The organism is Nitrosomonas oligotropha, assembly GCF_009833085.1.
Lineage (GTDB): Bacteria > Pseudomonadota > Gammaproteobacteria > Burkholderiales > Nitrosomonadaceae > Nitrosomonas > Nitrosomonas oligotropha.
In genome coordinates, this window is the sequence record NZ_QRBZ01000002.1 from 40,342 (window position 1) to 58,247 (window position 17,906).

A 17,906-nucleotide genomic window follows, 5' to 3' on the forward strand; every position below is an offset into this window, starting at 1 on the left:
GTATTTAGCAATGCTAAAAAGATTTTAATTGTGGAATCTTAAACTTGCGAATTTCCACCTTCATTTCCCGAGGGATTGGTGAACTGATCGTTCAATGCCTGAATATAATCGTTGGCTTCGTTAATGATTTCATCAATGGTCTGTTCTGCAACATCATTCCAGCCAGCCGGTCCGCTGAGCAGCATTGGACGGTACGTGGCGGTACTCTTATTAAATGCCTGCACATACTGTTTGTAGGCCTCATGATCGTTGCCGATTTCATTCGCCAGATTTTTCAGTAGCTTATTGGCAACAGCGCGGCGGATGGAAAAATGGATAAAAATAATGCTCAATGCCAGAAAAGAAGCGATGGCGACTGCCGTAGTATCTCCCTGCATGAGCTCTTCCGGGAATGTTTTGACAATGCCCCAGGACTCGTTCATCGTCAAGGCTACTCCTGCCAACACAGCCAACGTGCCAAAAGCTAAGCCATCGAATAATATGACTTTGCTTTTCCATTTTTTTAACATGTCAGATAGTTTGTTAACAATCTGATTTTTAATTCCTTTGGCTGTTTGTTCCAGTTTCCCGACAATGCGATACGAACGTTCGACTTCGATCTGATGCATTCTTGCATTGATGTCGGCCATATCTTCTTCGCGTTTTTTCTCGAACCGTTCTTTGATGTGCGGGTTGGCGATCGGAACGGCAGCGGCGGGGTTATAGATGCGATAGAACCGTCCGGTGACTAAGCCTACTTCAGCGAGCGAGCGTTGCCAGGCCGAAACAACTTCTTCCGGATTGTCTTCCTGCGCGGTGACATCGATCTGATTCAGAATGTACAGGAATTTGTTGGCATCGGCGCGGTTAACGCTGGCCGATACCAAATAGGCCAGTGTATCCTGCATGGCTTTCGGTTCGGGGTGGCGCGCGTCAAAAAATACCAGCACAAGATCGGATAAATTAATGATGTGCTGCGTTAAGCGCAATGTCGATGCACGCTGATTGTCGGCATCGAAGCCGGGAGAATCGATCAGGATTTTTCCGCGTATGTTTTCGGACGGGCAGGTTTTCAATTGCAAATAAGCATCGATACGTTCTTGCCCGGCTTCGGAAATCTCTTCAATGCTACGGCTGATTTGAAAGAACGGGAAACGCGGATCGGCATCGAGTGCAATGCCCGGCAGCGTCTTCGTTTCATTATGATGGCTGTAGCAAATGACCGTGAATTTATCATCGACGGCTTGATTACCGGTGCGTTGCAGCTTCATATCCAGATAGGAATTAATATAGGTCGATTTTCCGGCGGAGAAGGTGCCCAATACGGCGATCATGGGCCACCAGGTCACACAGGTCGCATAGGATTCATCTTTGTTGAGTAACCCCATGCTGTGGCCGACATAATCCATTTTTCTGAAGCTTTTTACGGCATTGGCCAGTGTCGGGTTATCCGGATGCTCATCAGCTAAGTGTTTTTGTAAACTCTTAAGATACTTATTAATTTGTGTTGAGCTATGTGACATAACGATCCCTTTTCATTCCTATGAGAGTACACCCTGAATTGCGTGAAGGTGATTTTTTAGTTTAAAAATTCATTTTTCTGCATGAGATGGTGCTGTTTTCAGTCAGTTACTCTGGTTCTTTGGAATGCGTGCCAGCCAGAATTTTTTTGCTACTTCTACTGTAAATGAAAACAGATTTTACGGATAACGCATGTTCAATGCCAGTCGATCTATGTCAGAAATTGTTGCCGCGTGTCCGGCGATTCTACCAAGAACGCCGCAGGCTTGCCAGTATATGATATTTCTAATATTTGCATCGGTTTCGGGCAAAATAATATTATCATAGCCAGTTTTATGCACGGCCGGTTTCCGGTAGTTTGTGCCTCTTGATTGGAAGAAAATAAGGCATGGATCGTACACACTTTTAGCGGGAGAAAATTTTAAAGCATGTCAACAGAAAGTAATCCAGAACAACCTGCAGCACGTTCCGCTCATCTAGCGCGCTATATACTCATTGGCTTTCTTACCGTGGCGCCGCTGTGGGTGACGTGGCTGGTATTTGATTTTTTATTGAATTTATTGGCACAGATAGGAGCTCCTCTGCTAAAAGGGATGGCGCGCGCTGTCCGGCCATTTTCCGATACCACCGCCAGCTGGCTGCTCGATTCTAATTTTCAGCATGCGGTGGCCGCTCTGCTTACGATCGTGAGTCTTTATGGCATCGGCCTGCTGGCATCTTTTGTGATTGGCAAGAAAGTCATCGGCATTTATGAAAATATTCTGGCAAGACTGCCTTTGGTGCAAACAATTTATGGCGCTACCAAGCGTTTTTTGCACACGGTCAGCCAGCCGCCGGTTACCGGGCAACGTGTTGTGCTGATCAGTTTTCCATCGTCAGAAATGAAAGCAGTTGGATTTATCACGAAAGTCATAACGGATAAAAACAGCGGAAAAAAGCTTGCTGCGGTTTATGTGCCGACCGCACCCAATCCGACTTCCGGTTATATCGAAATTGTCCCGATGGACGATGTCATTCTGACGGACTGGACGACTGAAGAAGCGATGACGTTTGTGGTGACAGGCGGAACCAATGCACCCGATAGTTTGAATTTTTCCAATCAACCTAAGCCGCAAGCACCGGCCGCTGAGAAGCAATAACGTGACGTAACAAGCGGTGCCGAAGCGTTACGTTTTTACGCCGGCAATGAATAGGGCAGCGGTTTAATTTCCAGCGTTGGCCCTTGCAGCGATTGCCAATGTATCTCGCCGGTGTCGACACTGCTTTGTTGAATGACGGCTAAAACATTAAAACCGCCTTGCGGTGACGGTGCTGCATTGACAATGTTGCCGCTGGATTGATCTTCCATATCGCTGCTGTATAACGCATCACCTGCTTGAATTGTTTGTGTCGAGCCGATATGCGCTAAAAACATGCGCCGCTTAAGTTTCCCGAGATATTGCGTGCGCGCCACAATTTCTTGCCCCGGATAGCAGCCTTTTTTGAAGCTGACACCGCCAATCGCGTCCAAATTGACCATCTGCGGCAGAAACATTTCCTGGGTTTCAGGCAATATGACCGGAATTCCCGATTCGATATCTAACCAATTCCAGCAATCCGCGCCAACCGGTTTGGCCTGTTGATCAAGCCGCTGCCAGAGTACAGGCGCATTTTCAACCGGGGTGATCAATTCGATACGTTGCGGAGCAAGACAAAGAGTGCTCAATGCACCATCTTGCGTGACTTGTAACGGATGATCACAATGGCATGTTAAACCGGTCACATCTTTAACCAGCAAGGCGGCATCCGGGCCTGCGACACCGATTCGGATCAAGTCATTGCTGGCATCGGTCAACCGTACTTTGGCGCGCAGCACGTACATGGTTAACCGCTTTTGTATGGCAGCGGATAAACCGGCAGGCAATTGCATGAAAAGATCGTCCTGGTACTGCCAGAGCAGAAAAGTTGCCAGAATCCGCCCTTTAGGGGTGCAGTAGCTGCCATATTGCGCCTGGTTTGGATTGATTTCCTGGATATCGCAACTGAGCTGGCTTTGCAAAAAGGTTTTTGCATCTTCGCCGGAAAAACGAATTACGCTGAGATGGGATAGATCAGCCATGACGGTGGTTGTTGGCGTCTCTTGAAGCTCGGTCGCGATATTGCCAAAATGTGCCACACGATCATTTTCAATGACGGCGTGACGATCACGTAAAAAAGTTTGCCATGCTGGGTTCATACAAAAGCTTCGGATGAATAAACGGGCAATGATTATACGATACTCAATCCAGGTAAAAGCAAGCGTGCGCCGCGGGCGATTTTATTTTCTGTGAGTGTCAAGGTTGGAATAGCGATTTTAAATATGCCTGATTTATTCATTCATCTTCAACCATCCCATCGCCTCGTAACGATACTGAGTCTGGCGCACTTGATTACTGCCGGCTTTTTATGGCCGCTGGAATTACCTATGGAAGTAAAGATAGCTATCGTAGTCTTGCTGATCATCAGTCTGCATTATTATCTGCGTAAAGATGCATTGCTCAGTGCAAATGATGCGGTAATCGCTTTACAGCTGAAGGAGGATATGTGCTGTATTGTAACAATGCGATCCGGACAATCGATTGCTTGCCGCATATTGGGCAGCACTTTTGTCGTTCCCTATCTGACAGTGATGAATCTGCAACCGGAGGGGAAATTTTTTATGCGCAGCGTCGTGATACTACCCGATAGCATCAAAGAAGAGGAATTCAGGCGATTGCGGGTCTGGTTGCGGTGGAAATGGAAGCAGGATCAAGAAGCCGGTCAATAATCTTGCCAATCGATTAGCGATAGCGAGTGGATTTCATACCCTACGGTCGACGGGATATATGCATGGTGCTTGTTTGTGCTGGGAGTGAGTGTCTTGATCAATGTAAGTGTGCTGTTTATCTTGAAGTATTTTCTGACATAAGCGATAAAAACAATTTGCACGCAATAGAAATTTTTTCTGCTATCCTAATTATGCAAAGAGGGAGTTCTTTGCTTGTAAACTAAAAAGGGAGAAAATATGTTTAAAAAAACTGTTCATGCATTGGTATTAGTTATTGCAATGGTGTTTGCTACCAGCCAAGCTTTTGCCGCTTGTAGCCTGGATACCGAGAAAGATGGAAAAACAGCTTGTGGAGCAAACCAAGTGTGTTATCTGGTGGATGGCACCTGTATTGATAAAAAGAGCTTGCCAGCGGGTAAGTCCTGTAAGAAATCAGGTGTTTGCCAAAATTCTTGTGTGAAAGATGATGGTACAGAGACCAAGAGTGATGGTTCCGAAACAGGAAAATGCAGTTAGTCTTTTAAAATAGGGATTGTCTAGTTACTGACCTAAGCCGGTATAACCGGCTTAGGGGCTGAAAAGCAAGTCCATTTTTGTTGCACTTAAATTTCCCTTTGCAGTATCGTATCTTGCGCTACCGGTAAGGTATCCGGGTAATCCTTGCTATAGTGCAATCCCCGGCTTTCATGGCGCAGCATGGCGCATCGCACAATGAGATCGGCGCTATCGACGAGGTTGCGCAGCTCTAACAAATCACTGGTAACACGGAAGTTTGTATAGTATTCATTGATTTCTTCGCGTAATAGCGCAATACGATGCTGCGCGCGTTGCAATCGTTTGGTTGTGCGCACAATGCCGACATAGTTCCACATGAAGCGGCGCAGTTCATCCCAGTTGTGTGCGATGACAATTTCTTCATCTGCATCCGTAACCCGGCTTTCATCCCAGTCAGGCAGTTGAGGGAGTCCATTCATCGGCTGATTGGCGATATCGATTCCCGCAGCTTGCGCCAATACCAGGCACTCCAACAAAGAGTTGCTGGCTAGACGATTGGCGCCGTGCAATCCGGTATGCGCTGTTTCTCCGATGGCGTATAGGTTGTCCAGGTCGGTTTTGCCATGCTTGTCAGTCACCACGCCGCCGCAAGTGTAGTGCGCCGCCGGAACGACCGGAATCGGTTCCCGGGTAATATCGATTCCCAATTCCAGGCAGCGGGCGTAAATGGTCGGGAAATGTTCTTTGAGAAAATCGGCGGGTTTGTGGGATATATCCAGATAGACGCAATCCAGTCCTCTTTTTTTCATTTCAAAGTCAATGGCGCGAGCCACGATATCGCGCGGCGCGAGTTCGGCGCGTTCATCATGCCGTGGCATGAAACGATCGCCATTCGGCAATTTCAATAAACCGCCTTCACCGCGCACGGCTTCACTGATCAAGAATGATTTTGCATGCGGATGATAGAGGCAAGTCGGATGAAACTGAATGAATTCCATATTGGCAATCCGGCAGCCCGCCCGCCAGCCCATTGCAATCCCGTCACCCGTGGCGGTGTCGGGATTGGTCGTATAAAGATAAACCTTGCTGGCTCCGCCTGTGGCTAATACGGTGTTTTGCGCTGTAAAAGTAAGCACCTTATCCTGTTTCTTGTCCAGCACATAAGCACCAAAACATCGTTTATGCTGCGCGCGGGGGTAGTCGGACAATTTGTCGCTGGTGATCAGATCGATGGCGATATGATGCTCCAGTACCAAAATATTCGGATGTGTTTGTATTTTCTGGATTAAGGCTTGCTGCACAGCTTTTCCTGTCGCATCGCCGCTATGAATAATGCGCCGTATGCTGTGACCGCCTTCTTTTGTCAGGTGATATCCGGTTTCACTGGTTTTGTCGCTGGTGAAAATAACACCTTGATCTATCAGCCAGTGAATTGCATCTGCTGCATTTTCGGTGATGAATTGGGTGATTTCCTTATCACATAAGCCGGCTCCGGCGATCAATGTGTCTTGTACATGTTGTGATGGAGAATCGTTATCGGATAATGCCGCCGCAATTCCACCTTGCGCCCATGAGCTGGCGCCCGAATCAGCACTTTGTTTAGTGACGATACAGATTTTTTTATGCCGCGCCAAATGCAATGCCAGCGTAAACCCAGCTAATCCACTGCCGATGATCAGCGTATCGAAATTGTTGTTAGGCATCAAACTTGGCCATCTATTTTTGTAATTGACGGGCTGAATGATAACAGACTCGGAGCGCTTCAATCGGTATACATGGACTTGCTTTTACTGATACCAAAAAACTGAATTGTGAACTAATCGATAGGATTAATTGTCTCTGAAACAATGATGATGCAATTACGTAGTTCCCGAGATTCATTTGGATATGTATACTTGTTCTGTTGTGTCATTATGCTACATTTAATGGAACAAGAATAAACTATAAATTCATTTAAAATGCTCAGGGATCAGGTTGTATGGGTGATCGGGAAATCGATCAACAGTTAGTAGAACGAGTTCAAGGCGGAGATAAGCATGCATTTGATCTACTAGTCATTAAATATCAACGTAAGCTGGCTCGTTTACTGTCACAGTTTATTCGTGACTCAGCTGAAGTTGAGGATGTTACGCAAGAAGCTTTTATCAAAGCGTACAGGGCATTACCTTCATTTCGTGGAGATAGTGCTTTTTATACGTGGCTGTACCGGATTGGTATCAATACAGCAAAGAATTTTCTGGTATCTCAGGGGCGTAAGCTGCCGACATTGCAAGGATTTGACAATGAAGATGCCGAAGATTTCGAAGATAGCGGCTTGTTGAAGGAAATGAATACGCCTGAAAGTGAACTGATGAGTCAAGAAATTGCTCAAACGGTTAATCAGACGTTGGATTCGTTACCTGAAGAGTTGCGTACGGCGATTGTTTTAAGAGAAATTGATGGATTAAGTTATGAAGAAATTGCCAATATTATGAGTTGTCCCATTGGGACTGTACGTTCGCGCATATTTCGCGCACGTGAAGCGATATCTGAACAGTTGCGTCCTTTGCTAGGGACAAGTAAAGACAAGAGGTGGTAATGTGAAAAGTAAAGTATCTGCATTGATGGATGGTGAGCTTGATCAGCAAGATGTTTCAAATATTATTGAAGCGATAAAAAAAGATGATGGTCTGCGGGATGAATGGAAAGCGTATCACGTGATTGGTGATGCGCTGCGGCAATCATCTCGACTATCGATGAATATATCTGCCAGTGTCAGCCAAAAGTTAAAAGCCGAACCAACCATACTCTCTCCCCATAATAGTTCTCGTAACGTAGAAAAGAAACAAACACATAAAGTCCTGGCCTTTTCAATGGCCGCCTCGGTGATAGCGATGGTTTCGGGGTGGGTTATAATGAATAATCTCTATAAGCCGCAACAAGTTATGGTGGCTGAACAATCAAAACGCGACAATAACTTAACTGCCACACCCGTCACAGTTTCTTCTCCTCCCTTAATTCATAATTACTCACATCCCCCGGTTGAAATGAATGATTATCTCTTCGTGCACCGGGAATTCTCTCCAGGTATCACGATGAATGGGCAAGTTACCAATGTCAATAACGTGACTGAATACCACGAAAGATATGGTAGATGATTAGCCGCAGAATATTTGCGCTGTTTTCGCTATTTTTACTGTTAGTAGTAAGCCTTCAAACAGCGGTTGCACAAGAGTTATCTCGTTCAACGCAGAGTGCGCTGAGTTGGTTAAAAAAAATGGCCGACGCGCCGCGTCGCCATAATTATTCCGGAACGTTCGTTTATTATGCCGATGGTCATATAGAAACTTCGCGCATTGTGCATAAAGCCGGTCCAACCGGTGAACATGAAAAAATTGAAGTACTAGACGGACTGCCGCGCATTGTTTTTCGTAGTAACGATGAAATGCAGTGTTATCTTCCTGAAAGTAAAAAAATATATACTGAGAAACGTTGGTTCCGTAAATTCTTTCCTGATATTCTTCCTTTACCATTAGACAATGTTGACGAGAATTACTCCGTCAAGGAAATCGGCCGCGAGAGGATTGCGGATCATGAGTGTCAGGTCTTGTCTCTGATTCCGAGAGATACATTACGATATGGTCATAAATTTTGGATTGACACCGCAACCGGAGTGCCGGTGAAAGTGGCTGTGATTAATGGCAATCAAATCATTGAGCAATTTGCTTTTGCACAACTGGAAATCGATGGAGATATTCCTCCCAGTCAATTGAAACCGAACCAATCTTTGATCTCGGGCGAATGGGAAACGACAAAATTACTGACTTCAATTTTGAGTGAAGGTGAATTACCGTGGCAGGTCAGAAATCTTCCAGCGGGTTTTAGGAAGCTGGTTGAAATGAAACGCAATTTAACCGAAAAACCTGCTCTGATCGATCATATTGCCGTATCTGACGGACTTGCGACAGTTTCAGTGTTTGTCGAACCGATTAGTAAGGATGCGCCGTCACCGGTTTCCGGTTTTTTTACCAGCCGTGGTGCGATAAATATCTATGTGCGTACACTCAATGATAATAAAATAACGACAGTCGGTGAAGTTCCATTGGAAACCATTAAACTAATAGGCGATTCTGTTGTTAAAAAAGATTAATTTCCGCAAGTTAAAGCATACTGAACCTGCAAAATTCTTCCGCTTCCCATCGATATTCACAAGAAAAAATTGAACATATTTCCCGGTTCGACGGTTAAAAAAAGTGATGTACACCCACGTTGACTGCTTGCCAAATGTAAAGTAAGGATAAAAATCATGCTTCGATTGATAGTAATGTTATTGTTTTTGTATACCTCAACAGCATTCGCACAGACCAATCAATTACCCGACTTTACCGGGCTGGTTGAGAAACATGGCGCCGCGGTGGTCAATATCAGCGCGGTGCAGAACGCAAGTGCGGTGAACAATCAGGGTTTCCCTGAAATACAGGGTCTTCCGGAAAATTCGCCGTTTTACGATTTCTTCAAGCGGCATATGCAACCTTTTCCCGCGCCGAGAAAATCAGAACCTAAGTCTTTAGGCTCCGGTTTTATCATCAGTGCGGACGGTTATATTTTGACAAATGCGCACGTCGTTGAAACGGCTGATGAGATTACGGTAAAGCTGAATGACAAGCGGGAGTTTACCGCGGAGATCATCGGCACTGACCGGAAAACCGATATTGCTTTAATTAAAATCAGCGCCACGGATTTACCAAAAGTGACGCAAGGGAATCCGGAAAATCTGAAAGTAGGGGAATGGGTCGTTGCAATCGGCTCGCCATTCGGTTTTGAGCACAGTGTGACGGCCGGTATCGTCAGTGCAAAAGGACGTTCCCTGGCGCAGGAAAATTATGTTCCGTTCATACAAACCGATGTGGCGATCAATCCGGGAAATTCCGGCGGCCCGTTGTTCAATATGCGCGGTGAAGTGGTTGGAATCAACTCCCAGATATACAGCCGGACCGGTGGATTCATGGGATTGTCATTTGCCATACCGATTAATGTGGCGACCGAGATTGCGGATCAATTAAAGGCCAATGGTAAAGTGAGCCGGGGAAGAATCGGTGTGATGATTCAGGAAGTTACCAAAGAACTTGCGGAGTCATTCGGTTTATCCGACAGTAACGGCGCGCTGGTCGTGTCAGTGGAAAAAGGCGGTCCTGCCGATCAAGCAGGGATCAAGGCGCGCGATATTATTCTGAAGTTCGATGAAAAAGAAGTGGGAACTTCCGCAGATCTGCCGCGCATAGTTGGCAATACCAAACCGAAATCCAAAGTATCGATAGAAGTTTGGCGAGAAGGTGCTTTGAAAACAATCAAAGTCGAAGTTGGAGAAACGCCTTCCGATGATGCGGCGGAAAATCGCAAGCAGAAACAAGGTAAAAAAACGAATACGTCGAATCGCCTGGGACTGGCATTGAGCGAAATTAACGACGAACAAAAGAAACAGCTGGAGATTACCAATGGGTTGCTGGTTGAAGATATGCAACCCGGCATTGCCAGCCGCTCGGGAATTCGCATTGGCGATATTATTCTCGGCTTAAACAGTAAGGATGTGAAAACTGTTGAGCAATTTAATGAGCTGTTGAATCAGGTCAAAAGCGGAAAGAATATTGCATTGCTTGTTAAGCGAAGCGATATCACCACTTTTATCACGATGAAGCTGACCGACGATGACAAAAAAGACTGAGTCCGGCCCGGCGGTTATGGATCAAGTACCCGAATTGATCGTTTATGGCCGTGAAGAATGCCATCTGTGTCAGGACATGATGCTTGCGCTGCGAAACTTGCAGGCGCAAGTATCTTTTGCTTTTCAGGTGATTGATATTGATTCCGATCCTGAGCTGGTTGCCCGCTACGGGGACAAAATTCCTGTGCTGATGTCCCCGCATAACGGCCAGGAAATCTGTCACTATTTTCTGGATTTAGCAGCTTTAGATGATTATCTTGCTGAATTTCGTTAGAATGCTGCCTCTTTTAACTGCCAATACAATATTTTAATTTCCAGTCCAGCGGCGTTAATCTTATAGTACTGGAAATATTTATATATCTCATATCTTGATGCAGCATATTCGTAATTTCTCCATCATTGCCCATATTGATCACGGCAAATCGACACTGGCGGACCGTATTATTCACTTATGCGGCGGCTTGTCTGATCGTGAAATGGAAGAACAGGTCCTGGATTCCATGGATTTGGAACGCGAAAGAGGCATTACCATTAAAGCCCAGACGGCGGCATTGCGCTATAAGGCCAGAAATGGTGAAACTTACTTACTGAATTTGATCGATACGCCCGGGCACGTGGATTTCTCCTACGAAGTTTCGCGCTCATTAGCGGCCTGCGAGGGCGCGCTTCTGGTGGTTGATGCCTCGCAGGGTGTTGAAGCGCAAACGGTTGCCAATTGCTATACCGCAATTGAACAGGGGGTCGAAGTCATTCCGGTGCTGAACAAAATTGATTTGCCAGCTGCGGACCCGGAACGGGTTATCGATAATATCGAAGAGGTTATCGGAATCGATGCGCACGATGCCGTCAGAATCAGCGCGAAAACCGGCCAAGGTGTCGCGGATGTTTTAGAAGCATTGATTGCAAAAATTCCCGCGCCGGAAGGCGACCCTAAAGCACCGCTGAAAGCATTGATTATCGATTCCTGGTTCGATAATTATGTCGGTGTCGTGATATTGGTCAGGGTCATGGACGGCACGCTAAAACCCGGCGATAAGATTTTGTTGATGGCGAGTAAGGCGGTTCAGTTATGCGAACAGGTCGGGGTGTTCGTGCCAAAATCCTTAAATCGCGATTCGCTTAGCGCCGGTGAAGTGGGTTTTATCATTTCCGGCATTAAAGAGCTGGATACGGCTAAAGTGGGAGATACGGTAACATTGGCCGCGAATCCGGCGGAAAAGCCGCTGCAAGGCTTTAAAGAAATAAAACCGCAAGTATTCGCCGGATTATATCCGGTGGAATCCAATCAGTACGATGCTTTGCGCTCAGCGTTGGAAAAGTTGAAGCTGAACGACTCGTCGTTGCACTTTGAGCCGGAAGTATCGCAAGCATTGGGTTTTGGCTTCCGTTGCGGTTTCCTGGGACTGCTGCATATGGACATTGTGCAGGAGCGGCTGGAAAGAGAATACGATATGGATCTGATTACGACTGCACCGACAGTGGTATATCAAGTGCTGATGCGCGATGGCACCATGATCGAAATTGAGAATCCGTCGAAAATCCCCGATCTCTCTAAAATCGAAGAGATACGCGAGCCGATTATCACATCCACCATCATCGTGCCGGAAGAATACGTGGGCGCGGTGATTACCTTGTGCGTAAGCAAACGCGGCAACCAGACGAATATGCAGTATATGGGTAAGCAAGTGATGCTGACCTATGAGATGCCATTGAATGAAGTCGTGATGGATTTCTTTGACCGGTTGAAATCGACCAGCCGCGGTTATGCTTCATTGGACTATGAATTCAAGGAATTTCGCGCTTCCGATTTGGTGAAACTGGATGTGTTGATTAATGGCGATAAAGTCGATGCGTTGTCGCTAATTATCCATCGCAGCAACAGTCACTACCGCGGTCGTGAACTGGTGCAAAAAATGCGTGAATTGATTCCGCGCCAGATGTTCGATATTGCGGTGCAGGCGGCTATCGGTGCGCATATCATCTCGCGCGAGACAGTCAAAGCGTTACGCAAGAATGTGTTGGCAAAATGTTACGGTGGCGATATATCCCGTAAACGAAAGTTGCTGGAGAAGCAAAAAGCAGGTAAAAAGAGAATGAAACGGGTGGGTAATGTGGAAATTCCGCAAGAAGCATTTCTGGCAATTTTGCAGGTTGATAATAAATAATGAAGCGTAAAAATACAGTTTTGTTGTCCGGTTTTGAATTAAAGCCGGATTGCTTTAATGCGATATTTCATGTGTCATCGAAGGAATCACAATGAATTTTCCTTTGATTTTGTTCGTACTGCTGGTGATTACCGGTTGTATATATTTGCTGGATTTTCTGTTCTGGAAAAATAAACGCGCCGAAGGAGAAAGCGAACCTTGGTGGATCGAATATCCCAAGAGTTTTTTTCCGATTATTCTGATCGTTTTCAGCCTCCGCTCCTTTGTGATCGAACCGTTCAAAATTCCTTCCGGGTCGATGATACCGACGTTACTGGTCGGTGATTTCATTTTGGTCAACAAATATACCTATGGAATCCGCTTGCCGGTTATCAACAAAAAAGTTATCGATATGAATGAACCGAAGCGTGGCGATGTGCTGGTATTCCGCTATCCCGAGGACCCTTCGATTGACTATATCAAGCGCGTGGTCGGACTGCCCGGCGACGTGATCACTTATCATAATAAGCAGCTAATTATCAATGGTGAAGTGATCAAAATGGACTATGACGGCGATTACAAATATGTCGAGTCCGGGCACGGCTATATTTATTCCGACCGTTATTCGGAATACCTCAACAAGGAAGAAAGTCATTCGATTCTGATTAATCAGGACGTTAAAGGACTGCAATACTCGAATGTCAGGGACTTTCCGTTTCGCGATAACTGCAAGTACCATCGCACGGGATTTACCTGCGAAGTGCCGCCGGGAAATTATTTCGCCCTCGGGGATAATCGCGACAGTAGTAGCGATAGCCGTTACTGGGGGTTTGTTCCGGAGCAAAATATTGTCGGCAGAGCCTTCATGATTTGGTGGAACTTTGGAAGCTTTGATCGTATCGGGCTATCCATTAAATAATGGATAAGCTTTTCTAAATGTGGAAGAAAGCATGAGATATCAGACGCTGCGGCAAAAACAAAGGGGTATCAGTTTGTCCGGTTTGCTCGTCTGGGCTGTGATTATAATTCTGGTTTCAATTTCCGGTTTGAAAGTTGCACCTGCTTATATTGAATTCTCATCGATCAAAAGAAATCTGGCCTCCATTGTGAAAGGCATCGATACGCAGACCACTAGCCCAAGTCAAATAAAAATACTGTTTGATAAACGCGCTCAAATCGATAGTATTAAATCTATCAACGGGCAGGATATTAAAATCAATAAGGAAAATGGCCGCATTGTTCTCAGCGCGAACTACGTAGTCCAAATACCCTTGGTTTCCAATATTTCCCTGCAAATTGACTTTCAAGCATCCAGCGAGTGATAGCGGAAATATCGTGTCCAATGTCGCTACCTAGTAATAATCCATTGTTGTTCGATCAATTTTGTAAACGCCTGGGGTATACATTTACACAGCCTCAGTTGTTACAGGAAGCATTGACGCATCGGAGCCATAGCGCAGCGCATAATGAACGGCTTGAGTTTCTTGGCGATGCGGTACTGAATTGCGCGATTGCCGGATTAATTTATACGCACTTCCCGGATCTTCCCGAAGGCCATTTATCGCGCTTACGCGCCAATTTTGTCAATCAGAAAGCGCTGTCCGGCATGGCGCTGAGCTTGCAGATCGATCAATTGATACGATTGGGCGAAGGTGAGCTCAGGAGCGGCGGCTGCCATCGGCCATCGATTCTGGCTGATGCCCTGGAAGCGGTATTGGGCGCCATCTATGTGGACAGTAATTACGCACAGGCGGAAGCTGTCATTAAATCGCTCTATTTGCCCTTGATGCAGGATATCGATTTTAAAACGCAAGGCAAGGATCCGAAAACTCTATTGCAGGAATTTTTACAAGGCCAGAAACTGGCGCTGCCGGAGTATGTGGTGGTGACCACCAGCGGTAAAGCGCATAAGCAGAAGTTCCAAGTGGAATGCGTGATACCGGCATTCGATATCCGCACTTCGGGCGAAGGCACCAGCCGTCGTGGCGCGGAGCAGGCCGCGGCAAAGCTGGCTTACGACGAAATTTGCTTGCATCACGCCTATCCTTAATGTGACAGCTACTCCAGATAATACGCTATGACAACCCAAGATTTTTCAGTATGACTGTTGCAACCCCTTTCTGTACCGGCTACATCGCCATTATTGGCCGTCCCAATGTGGGTAAATCAACATTACTCAATAAGCTGTTGCAACAAAAAATCAGCATTACTTCCCGCAAAGCCCAAACGACTCGTTTCCGCATCAACGGTATTTTGACGGACCAGCAAACGCAGTATGTTTTCGTCGATACGCCCGGTTTTCAGACGCAATTTGTCAACCGTTTAAACACGGCCATGAACCGGGTGGTTACGCAAAGTGTGCAAGATGTCGACGTTATTTTGTTTGTCATCGAAGCGCTACGGTTTGATCAGCGCGATCTTGCGGCGCTTAAAATTCTGCCAGAGAAAATTCCGGTTATTTTGGTGATCAATAAAATTGATAAGCTGGCTGACAAGAACCGGCTGCTTCCGTTCTTAAAGGAAGTGGGTAATACCTTCAAATTCGCCGACGTGATACCGGTCAGCGCCATGCATAAAATCCAATTGCCGGAGCTTCTCACCACCATCCGTCAGTATTTACCGGAAAACCCGCCTTTATACGGTGAAGATGAAGTGACGGATCGCAGTGAGCGTTTCATTGCGGGAGAGTTTATCCGGGAGAAACTATTCCGTTTGGTCGGCGACGAAATCCCTTATTCGACCAGTGTCGTGGTCGATCAATTCAAGCAGGAAGATGGGGTGCAGAAGATTTACGCCACGATTCTGGTTGAGAAACCGAACCAGAAAGCGATTATCATTGGCAAGAAAGGTGAAAAACTGAAGCAAATCGCCACTCAGGCGCGTAAAGACATGGAATTGCTGCTGGGTGAAAAGGTCTATTTGGAAGTATGGGTGAAAGTGAAAAGCGGTTGGGCTGATAATGAAAGTGTGTTAAGAAATCTTGGTTACGAATAATGTGTTAGAAGTTTTTTCTAACGGGCTTTTCTTGGGAAATTGCAATGATGATTGAGCTAGGCGTCAATATTGATCATGTGGCGACATTACGGCAGGCGCGCGGCACAAATTATCCGGATCCGATCGAAGCGGCGTTGATCGCGGAATCGGCCGGAGCGGATGCGATTACGCTGCATTTACGCGAAGATCGCCGTCACATACAGGATCGCGATGTTGAAATCTTGCGTGACCGGCTGACAACCCGGATGAATCTGGAAAGTGCGGTGACCGATGAGATGATCGGTATCGCATTGCGCATTAAGCCGCACGATATTTGCCTGGTGCCGGAGCGGCGCGAAGAGCTGACGACCGAAGGCGGGCTCGATGTGGTCAAGCATTTTGAACAAGTCCAGCGGGTGTGCGGGCAATTGGCGGAAGCGGGGATACGCGTTTCGTTGTTCATCAATGCCGATCCGTTGCAAATCGATGCGGCTGCGCGTGCGGGCGCGCCGGTGATCGAAATTCATACCGGCGGTTTCGCCGATGCGCATACAGCGGAAACGGAAGCGGAACAATTTGCCGCCATCCAAAAAGCGGTTGCGCTGGGTATCGATCTGGGTCTGAAAGTCAATGCCGGACACGGTTTGCATTATGGCAACGTGCAAACTATAGCGGCTATTTCCGATATTTCCGAGTTGAATATCGGTCACGCGATTGTCGCGCGGGCGATTTTTACCGGTTTTAAGCAGGCCGTGCAGGAAATGAAGCAGCTGATGCTTGAGGCGCGTGGATGATCTACGGTATTGGCACCGATATTGTCGAATCGGCGCGCATTGCGCAATCGCTGGACCGTCATGGCGAGCGCTTTGCGCGGCGCATCCTAACCGACAGCGAATGGCAGGAATATCATTCGAGCAGCAAGCCGGTTTTGTATCTGGCCGGCCGTTTTGCCGCCAAGGAAGCATTGTCTAAAGCGATGGGCACTGGATTGCGCCATCCGGTGAATTTCACCTATATCACGATTACCCATGACGATCTGGGTAAGCCTTTTTTTCAGTTTCATCCCGAGCTTGATCAGTTCATCAACGCTAAAGGCATTACCCAGCACCATCTTTCCATCAGCGATGAGATCAATATGGTGTGCGCCTTTGTCGTGCTGGAAAGATAATCGTGCCGCTGGGTCCCGTAATGCTCGATATCGCCGGTACGCAGCTGACCGAGGACGATAAGCGCAGGCTGCTGCACCCGCTCACCGGCGGTGTGATTCTTTTTACCCGCAATTATGACAACCACCGTCAATTGACTGAATTGACGCAACAAATTCATGCTCTGCGCAGCCCGCACTTGTTGATTGCCGTTGATCATGAAGGCGGCCGGGTGCAACGTTTCCGGGAAGATTTTACGCGCATACCCGCGATGCGCGAATTAGGAAAAATTTGGGATAAGCAGCCCGCGCGCGCGCGTCATCTCGCTAAACAGACCGGCTATGTGCTGGCGGCGGAGTTAAATGCCTGCGATGTCGATTTCAGCTTTACGCCGGTGCTGGATATCGATCATGGACAAAGCGGTGTGATCGGTGATCGCGCTTTTCATCAGGATCCGCATGCCGTTTCCGATCTGGCGCATCAATTGATGCTGGGTCTGAAAAAAGGCGGCATGCTGGCGGTCGGCAAGCATTTTCCGGGTCACGGTTATATCAAGGCCGATTCCCATCTGCAAAAATCCATCGATCAGCGTCGCTTCGTCGATATCGAAATGAACGATCTGATTCCTTTCCGGCAGATGATTGATTTTGGATTGGCCGGAATAATGCCGGCGCATGTCATTTACCCGGCTGTGGATGCGAGACCGGCCGGGTTTTCCACGATTTGGCTACAGAAAATTTTGCGCGAGCAACTGCAATTTGAAGGTTGTATTTTCAGTGACGACTTGACGATGCGCGGCGCCGGAGAATTTCTCGAGTCGATGCTATCACGCGCGCAAGCGGCGCTGGCCGCAGGCTGCGACATGATACTGGTTTGCAATAATTCCGCCGGTGCGGATGAGATTTTAAATGGCTTGCAGTGGGAGATGACAGCCACCAGTCTCTCCCGCTTGGCGCGGATGCATGCCAGAAATCATTCCGGTTCACTGACAAAACTGCGCGAGAATGGCGATTACGTGCAGGCAGTACGTGAAATCAGCGGTATCGGCTGCGAAAGCGGAGAGCTGCCGCTGTAGTGCTCGAGTCTGCCAGTCTAAACAAATCATCAACAGCCATTTTGTTTTACTTTAAAATTACTCCCTCATTACGATCTTCCCATAAGGT

At 47.0% G+C, this 17,906-nt stretch carries 19 protein-coding genes; 16 read left to right on the forward strand and 3 right to left on the reverse strand.

Going from position 1 to position 17,906, the window contains the following annotated elements; genetic code table 11:
• Positions 1-38: 38 nt before the first annotated feature.
• Positions 39-1,502: a dynamin family protein gene (locus ABD07_RS00510; protein WP_108698443.1), complete on the reverse strand. Its 1,464-nt coding sequence runs from the start codon at positions 1,500-1,502 to the stop codon at positions 39-41.
• 426 nt (positions 1,503-1,928) lie between these two features.
• Here ABD07_RS00510 and ABD07_RS00515 point away from each other — a divergent pair, with 426 nt between their 5' ends.
• Complete coding sequence (locus ABD07_RS00515) at positions 1,929-2,639, forward strand: DUF502 domain-containing protein (RefSeq protein WP_160816658.1); 711 nt, start codon at positions 1,929-1,931, stop codon at positions 2,637-2,639.
• Between the two features lie 35 nt (positions 2,640-2,674).
• Here the strand turns inward: ABD07_RS00515 and ygfZ are convergent, their stop codons facing one another.
• Complete coding sequence (gene ygfZ, locus ABD07_RS00520; protein ID WP_160816659.1) at positions 2,675-3,715, reverse strand: CAF17-like 4Fe-4S cluster assembly/insertion protein YgfZ; 1,041 nt, start codon at positions 3,713-3,715, stop codon at positions 2,675-2,677.
• Positions 3,716-3,838: 123 nt separating this feature from the next.
• On the opposite strand from ygfZ, the gene ABD07_RS00525 reads away from it, so the two are divergent.
• A complete protein-coding gene (locus ABD07_RS00525) occupies positions 3,839-4,285 on the forward strand; it encodes a protein YgfX (RefSeq protein WP_160816660.1) in 447 nt (148 codons plus the stop codon).
• A 237-nt stretch (positions 4,286-4,522) separates the two neighbouring features.
• A complete protein-coding gene (locus tag ABD07_RS00530; protein ID WP_108698447.1) occupies positions 4,523-4,801 on the forward strand; it encodes a hypothetical protein in 279 nt (92 codons plus the stop codon).
• 86 nt (positions 4,802-4,887) lie between these two features.
• Here ABD07_RS00530 and nadB read toward each other — a convergent pair whose 3' ends face one another.
• A complete protein-coding gene (gene nadB, locus ABD07_RS00535; RefSeq protein WP_160816661.1) occupies positions 4,888-6,483 on the reverse strand; it encodes an L-aspartate oxidase in 1,596 nt (531 codons plus the stop codon).
• A 275-nt stretch (positions 6,484-6,758) separates the two neighbouring features.
• On the opposite strand from nadB, the gene rpoE reads away from it, so the two are divergent.
• The 13 genes from rpoE (at position 6,759) to nagZ (ending at position 17,818) form a co-directional block, all read left to right on the forward strand.
• The gene (rpoE, locus tag ABD07_RS00540; protein ID WP_090316177.1) at positions 6,759-7,358 is read left to right on the forward strand and encodes an RNA polymerase sigma factor RpoE; all 600 of its coding nucleotides are present in this window, start codon (positions 6,759-6,761) and stop codon (positions 7,356-7,358) included.
• A 1-nt stretch (position 7,359) separates the two neighbouring features.
• Positions 7,360-7,917, forward strand: coding sequence for an RseA family anti-sigma factor (locus ABD07_RS00545; protein ID WP_160816662.1), 558 nt, complete (start codon positions 7,360-7,362; stop codon positions 7,915-7,917).
• Positions 7,914-8,909, forward strand: coding sequence for a MucB/RseB C-terminal domain-containing protein (locus ABD07_RS00550; RefSeq protein WP_160816663.1), 996 nt, complete (start codon positions 7,914-7,916; stop codon positions 8,907-8,909). Before ABD07_RS00545 ends, ABD07_RS00550 begins: the two co-directional genes overlap by 4 nt.
• A 156-nt stretch (positions 8,910-9,065) precedes the next feature.
• Positions 9,066-10,481 (forward strand): DegQ family serine endoprotease, encoded by a 1,416-nt coding sequence (locus ABD07_RS00555; protein ID WP_160816664.1) that lies wholly within the window; start codon positions 9,066-9,068, stop codon positions 10,479-10,481.
• A complete protein-coding gene (locus ABD07_RS00560; protein ID WP_160816665.1) occupies positions 10,465-10,755 on the forward strand; it encodes a glutaredoxin family protein in 291 nt (96 codons plus the stop codon). The genes ABD07_RS00555 and ABD07_RS00560 overlap by 17 nt, the downstream gene beginning before the upstream one ends.
• 94 nt (positions 10,756-10,849) lie before the next feature.
• The gene (gene lepA / locus ABD07_RS00565) at positions 10,850-12,646 is read left to right on the forward strand and encodes a translation elongation factor 4 (protein ID WP_181257998.1); all 1,797 of its coding nucleotides are present in this window, start codon (positions 10,850-10,852) and stop codon (positions 12,644-12,646) included.
• Between the two features lie 91 nt (positions 12,647-12,737).
• Positions 12,738-13,544, forward strand: a complete 807-nt coding sequence (gene lepB / locus ABD07_RS00570; protein ID WP_160816666.1) for a signal peptidase I — start codon at positions 12,738-12,740, stop codon at positions 13,542-13,544.
• A gap of 31 nt (positions 13,545-13,575) precedes the next feature.
• Positions 13,576-13,947: a DUF4845 domain-containing protein gene (locus ABD07_RS00575; protein WP_160816667.1), complete on the forward strand. Its 372-nt coding sequence runs from the start codon at positions 13,576-13,578 to the stop codon at positions 13,945-13,947.
• 20 nt (positions 13,948-13,967) lie between these two features.
• A complete protein-coding gene (gene rnc / locus ABD07_RS00580; protein ID WP_160816668.1) occupies positions 13,968-14,675 on the forward strand; it encodes a ribonuclease III in 708 nt (235 codons plus the stop codon).
• A gap of 50 nt (positions 14,676-14,725) precedes the next feature.
• Complete coding sequence (era, locus tag ABD07_RS00585; RefSeq protein WP_160816669.1) at positions 14,726-15,619, forward strand: GTPase Era; 894 nt, start codon at positions 14,726-14,728, stop codon at positions 15,617-15,619.
• 47 nt (positions 15,620-15,666) lie between these two features.
• Positions 15,667-16,392, forward strand: a complete 726-nt coding sequence (gene pdxJ / locus ABD07_RS00590; protein WP_160816759.1) for a pyridoxine 5'-phosphate synthase — start codon at positions 15,667-15,669, stop codon at positions 16,390-16,392.
• Positions 16,389-16,766 (forward strand): holo-ACP synthase, encoded by a 378-nt coding sequence (gene acpS, locus ABD07_RS00595; RefSeq protein ID WP_108698459.1) that lies wholly within the window; start codon positions 16,389-16,391, stop codon positions 16,764-16,766. The genes pdxJ and acpS overlap by 4 nt, the downstream gene beginning before the upstream one ends.
• A gap of 2 nt (positions 16,767-16,768) precedes the next feature.
• Positions 16,769-17,818 carry a beta-N-acetylhexosaminidase gene (gene nagZ / locus ABD07_RS00600; protein WP_160816670.1) on the forward strand — a complete coding sequence of 350 codons (1,050 nt, stop codon included), beginning with the start codon at positions 16,769-16,771 and terminating at the stop codon, positions 17,816-17,818.
• Positions 17,819-17,906: the final 88 nt, after the last annotated feature.

Excerpts from the sequence above, each read along its gene's own strand:
- ABD07_RS00530 (WP_108698447.1), top strand. The coding sequence starts at position 4,523 with ATGTTTAAAAAAACTGTTCATGCATTGGTATTAGTTATTGCAATGGTG.
- nadB (WP_160816661.1), bottom strand. The coding sequence starts at position 6,483 with ATGCCTAACAACAATTTCGATACGCTGATCATCGGCAGTGGATTAGCT.
- ygfZ (WP_160816659.1), bottom strand. The coding sequence starts at position 3,715 with ATGAACCCAGCATGGCAAACTTTTTTACGTGATCGTCACGCCGTCATT.
- ABD07_RS00525 (WP_160816660.1), top strand. The coding sequence starts at position 3,839 with ATGCCTGATTTATTCATTCATCTTCAACCATCCCATCGCCTCGTAACG.
- lepB (WP_160816666.1), top strand. The coding sequence starts at position 12,738 with ATGAATTTTCCTTTGATTTTGTTCGTACTGCTGGTGATTACCGGTTGT.
- acpS (WP_108698459.1), top strand. The coding sequence starts at position 16,389 with ATGATCTACGGTATTGGCACCGATATTGTCGAATCGGCGCGCATTGCG.
- era (WP_160816669.1), top strand. The coding sequence starts at position 14,726 with ATGACTGTTGCAACCCCTTTCTGTACCGGCTACATCGCCATTATTGGC.
- ABD07_RS00575 (WP_160816667.1), top strand. The coding sequence starts at position 13,576 with ATGAGATATCAGACGCTGCGGCAAAAACAAAGGGGTATCAGTTTGTCC.
- ABD07_RS00560 (WP_160816665.1), top strand. The coding sequence starts at position 10,465 with ATGACAAAAAAGACTGAGTCCGGCCCGGCGGTTATGGATCAAGTACCC.
- ABD07_RS00550 (WP_160816663.1), top strand. The coding sequence starts at position 7,914 with ATGATTAGCCGCAGAATATTTGCGCTGTTTTCGCTATTTTTACTGTTA.
- rpoE (WP_090316177.1), top strand. The coding sequence starts at position 6,759 with ATGGGTGATCGGGAAATCGATCAACAGTTAGTAGAACGAGTTCAAGGC.
- pdxJ (WP_160816759.1), top strand. The coding sequence starts at position 15,667 with ATGATTGAGCTAGGCGTCAATATTGATCATGTGGCGACATTACGGCAG.
- ABD07_RS00515 (WP_160816658.1), top strand. The coding sequence starts at position 1,929 with ATGTCAACAGAAAGTAATCCAGAACAACCTGCAGCACGTTCCGCTCAT.
- ABD07_RS00510 (WP_108698443.1), bottom strand. The coding sequence starts at position 1,502 with ATGTCACATAGCTCAACACAAATTAATAAGTATCTTAAGAGTTTACAA.
- ABD07_RS00555 (WP_160816664.1), top strand. The coding sequence starts at position 9,066 with ATGCTTCGATTGATAGTAATGTTATTGTTTTTGTATACCTCAACAGCA.
- rnc (WP_160816668.1), top strand. The coding sequence starts at position 13,968 with ATGTCGCTACCTAGTAATAATCCATTGTTGTTCGATCAATTTTGTAAA.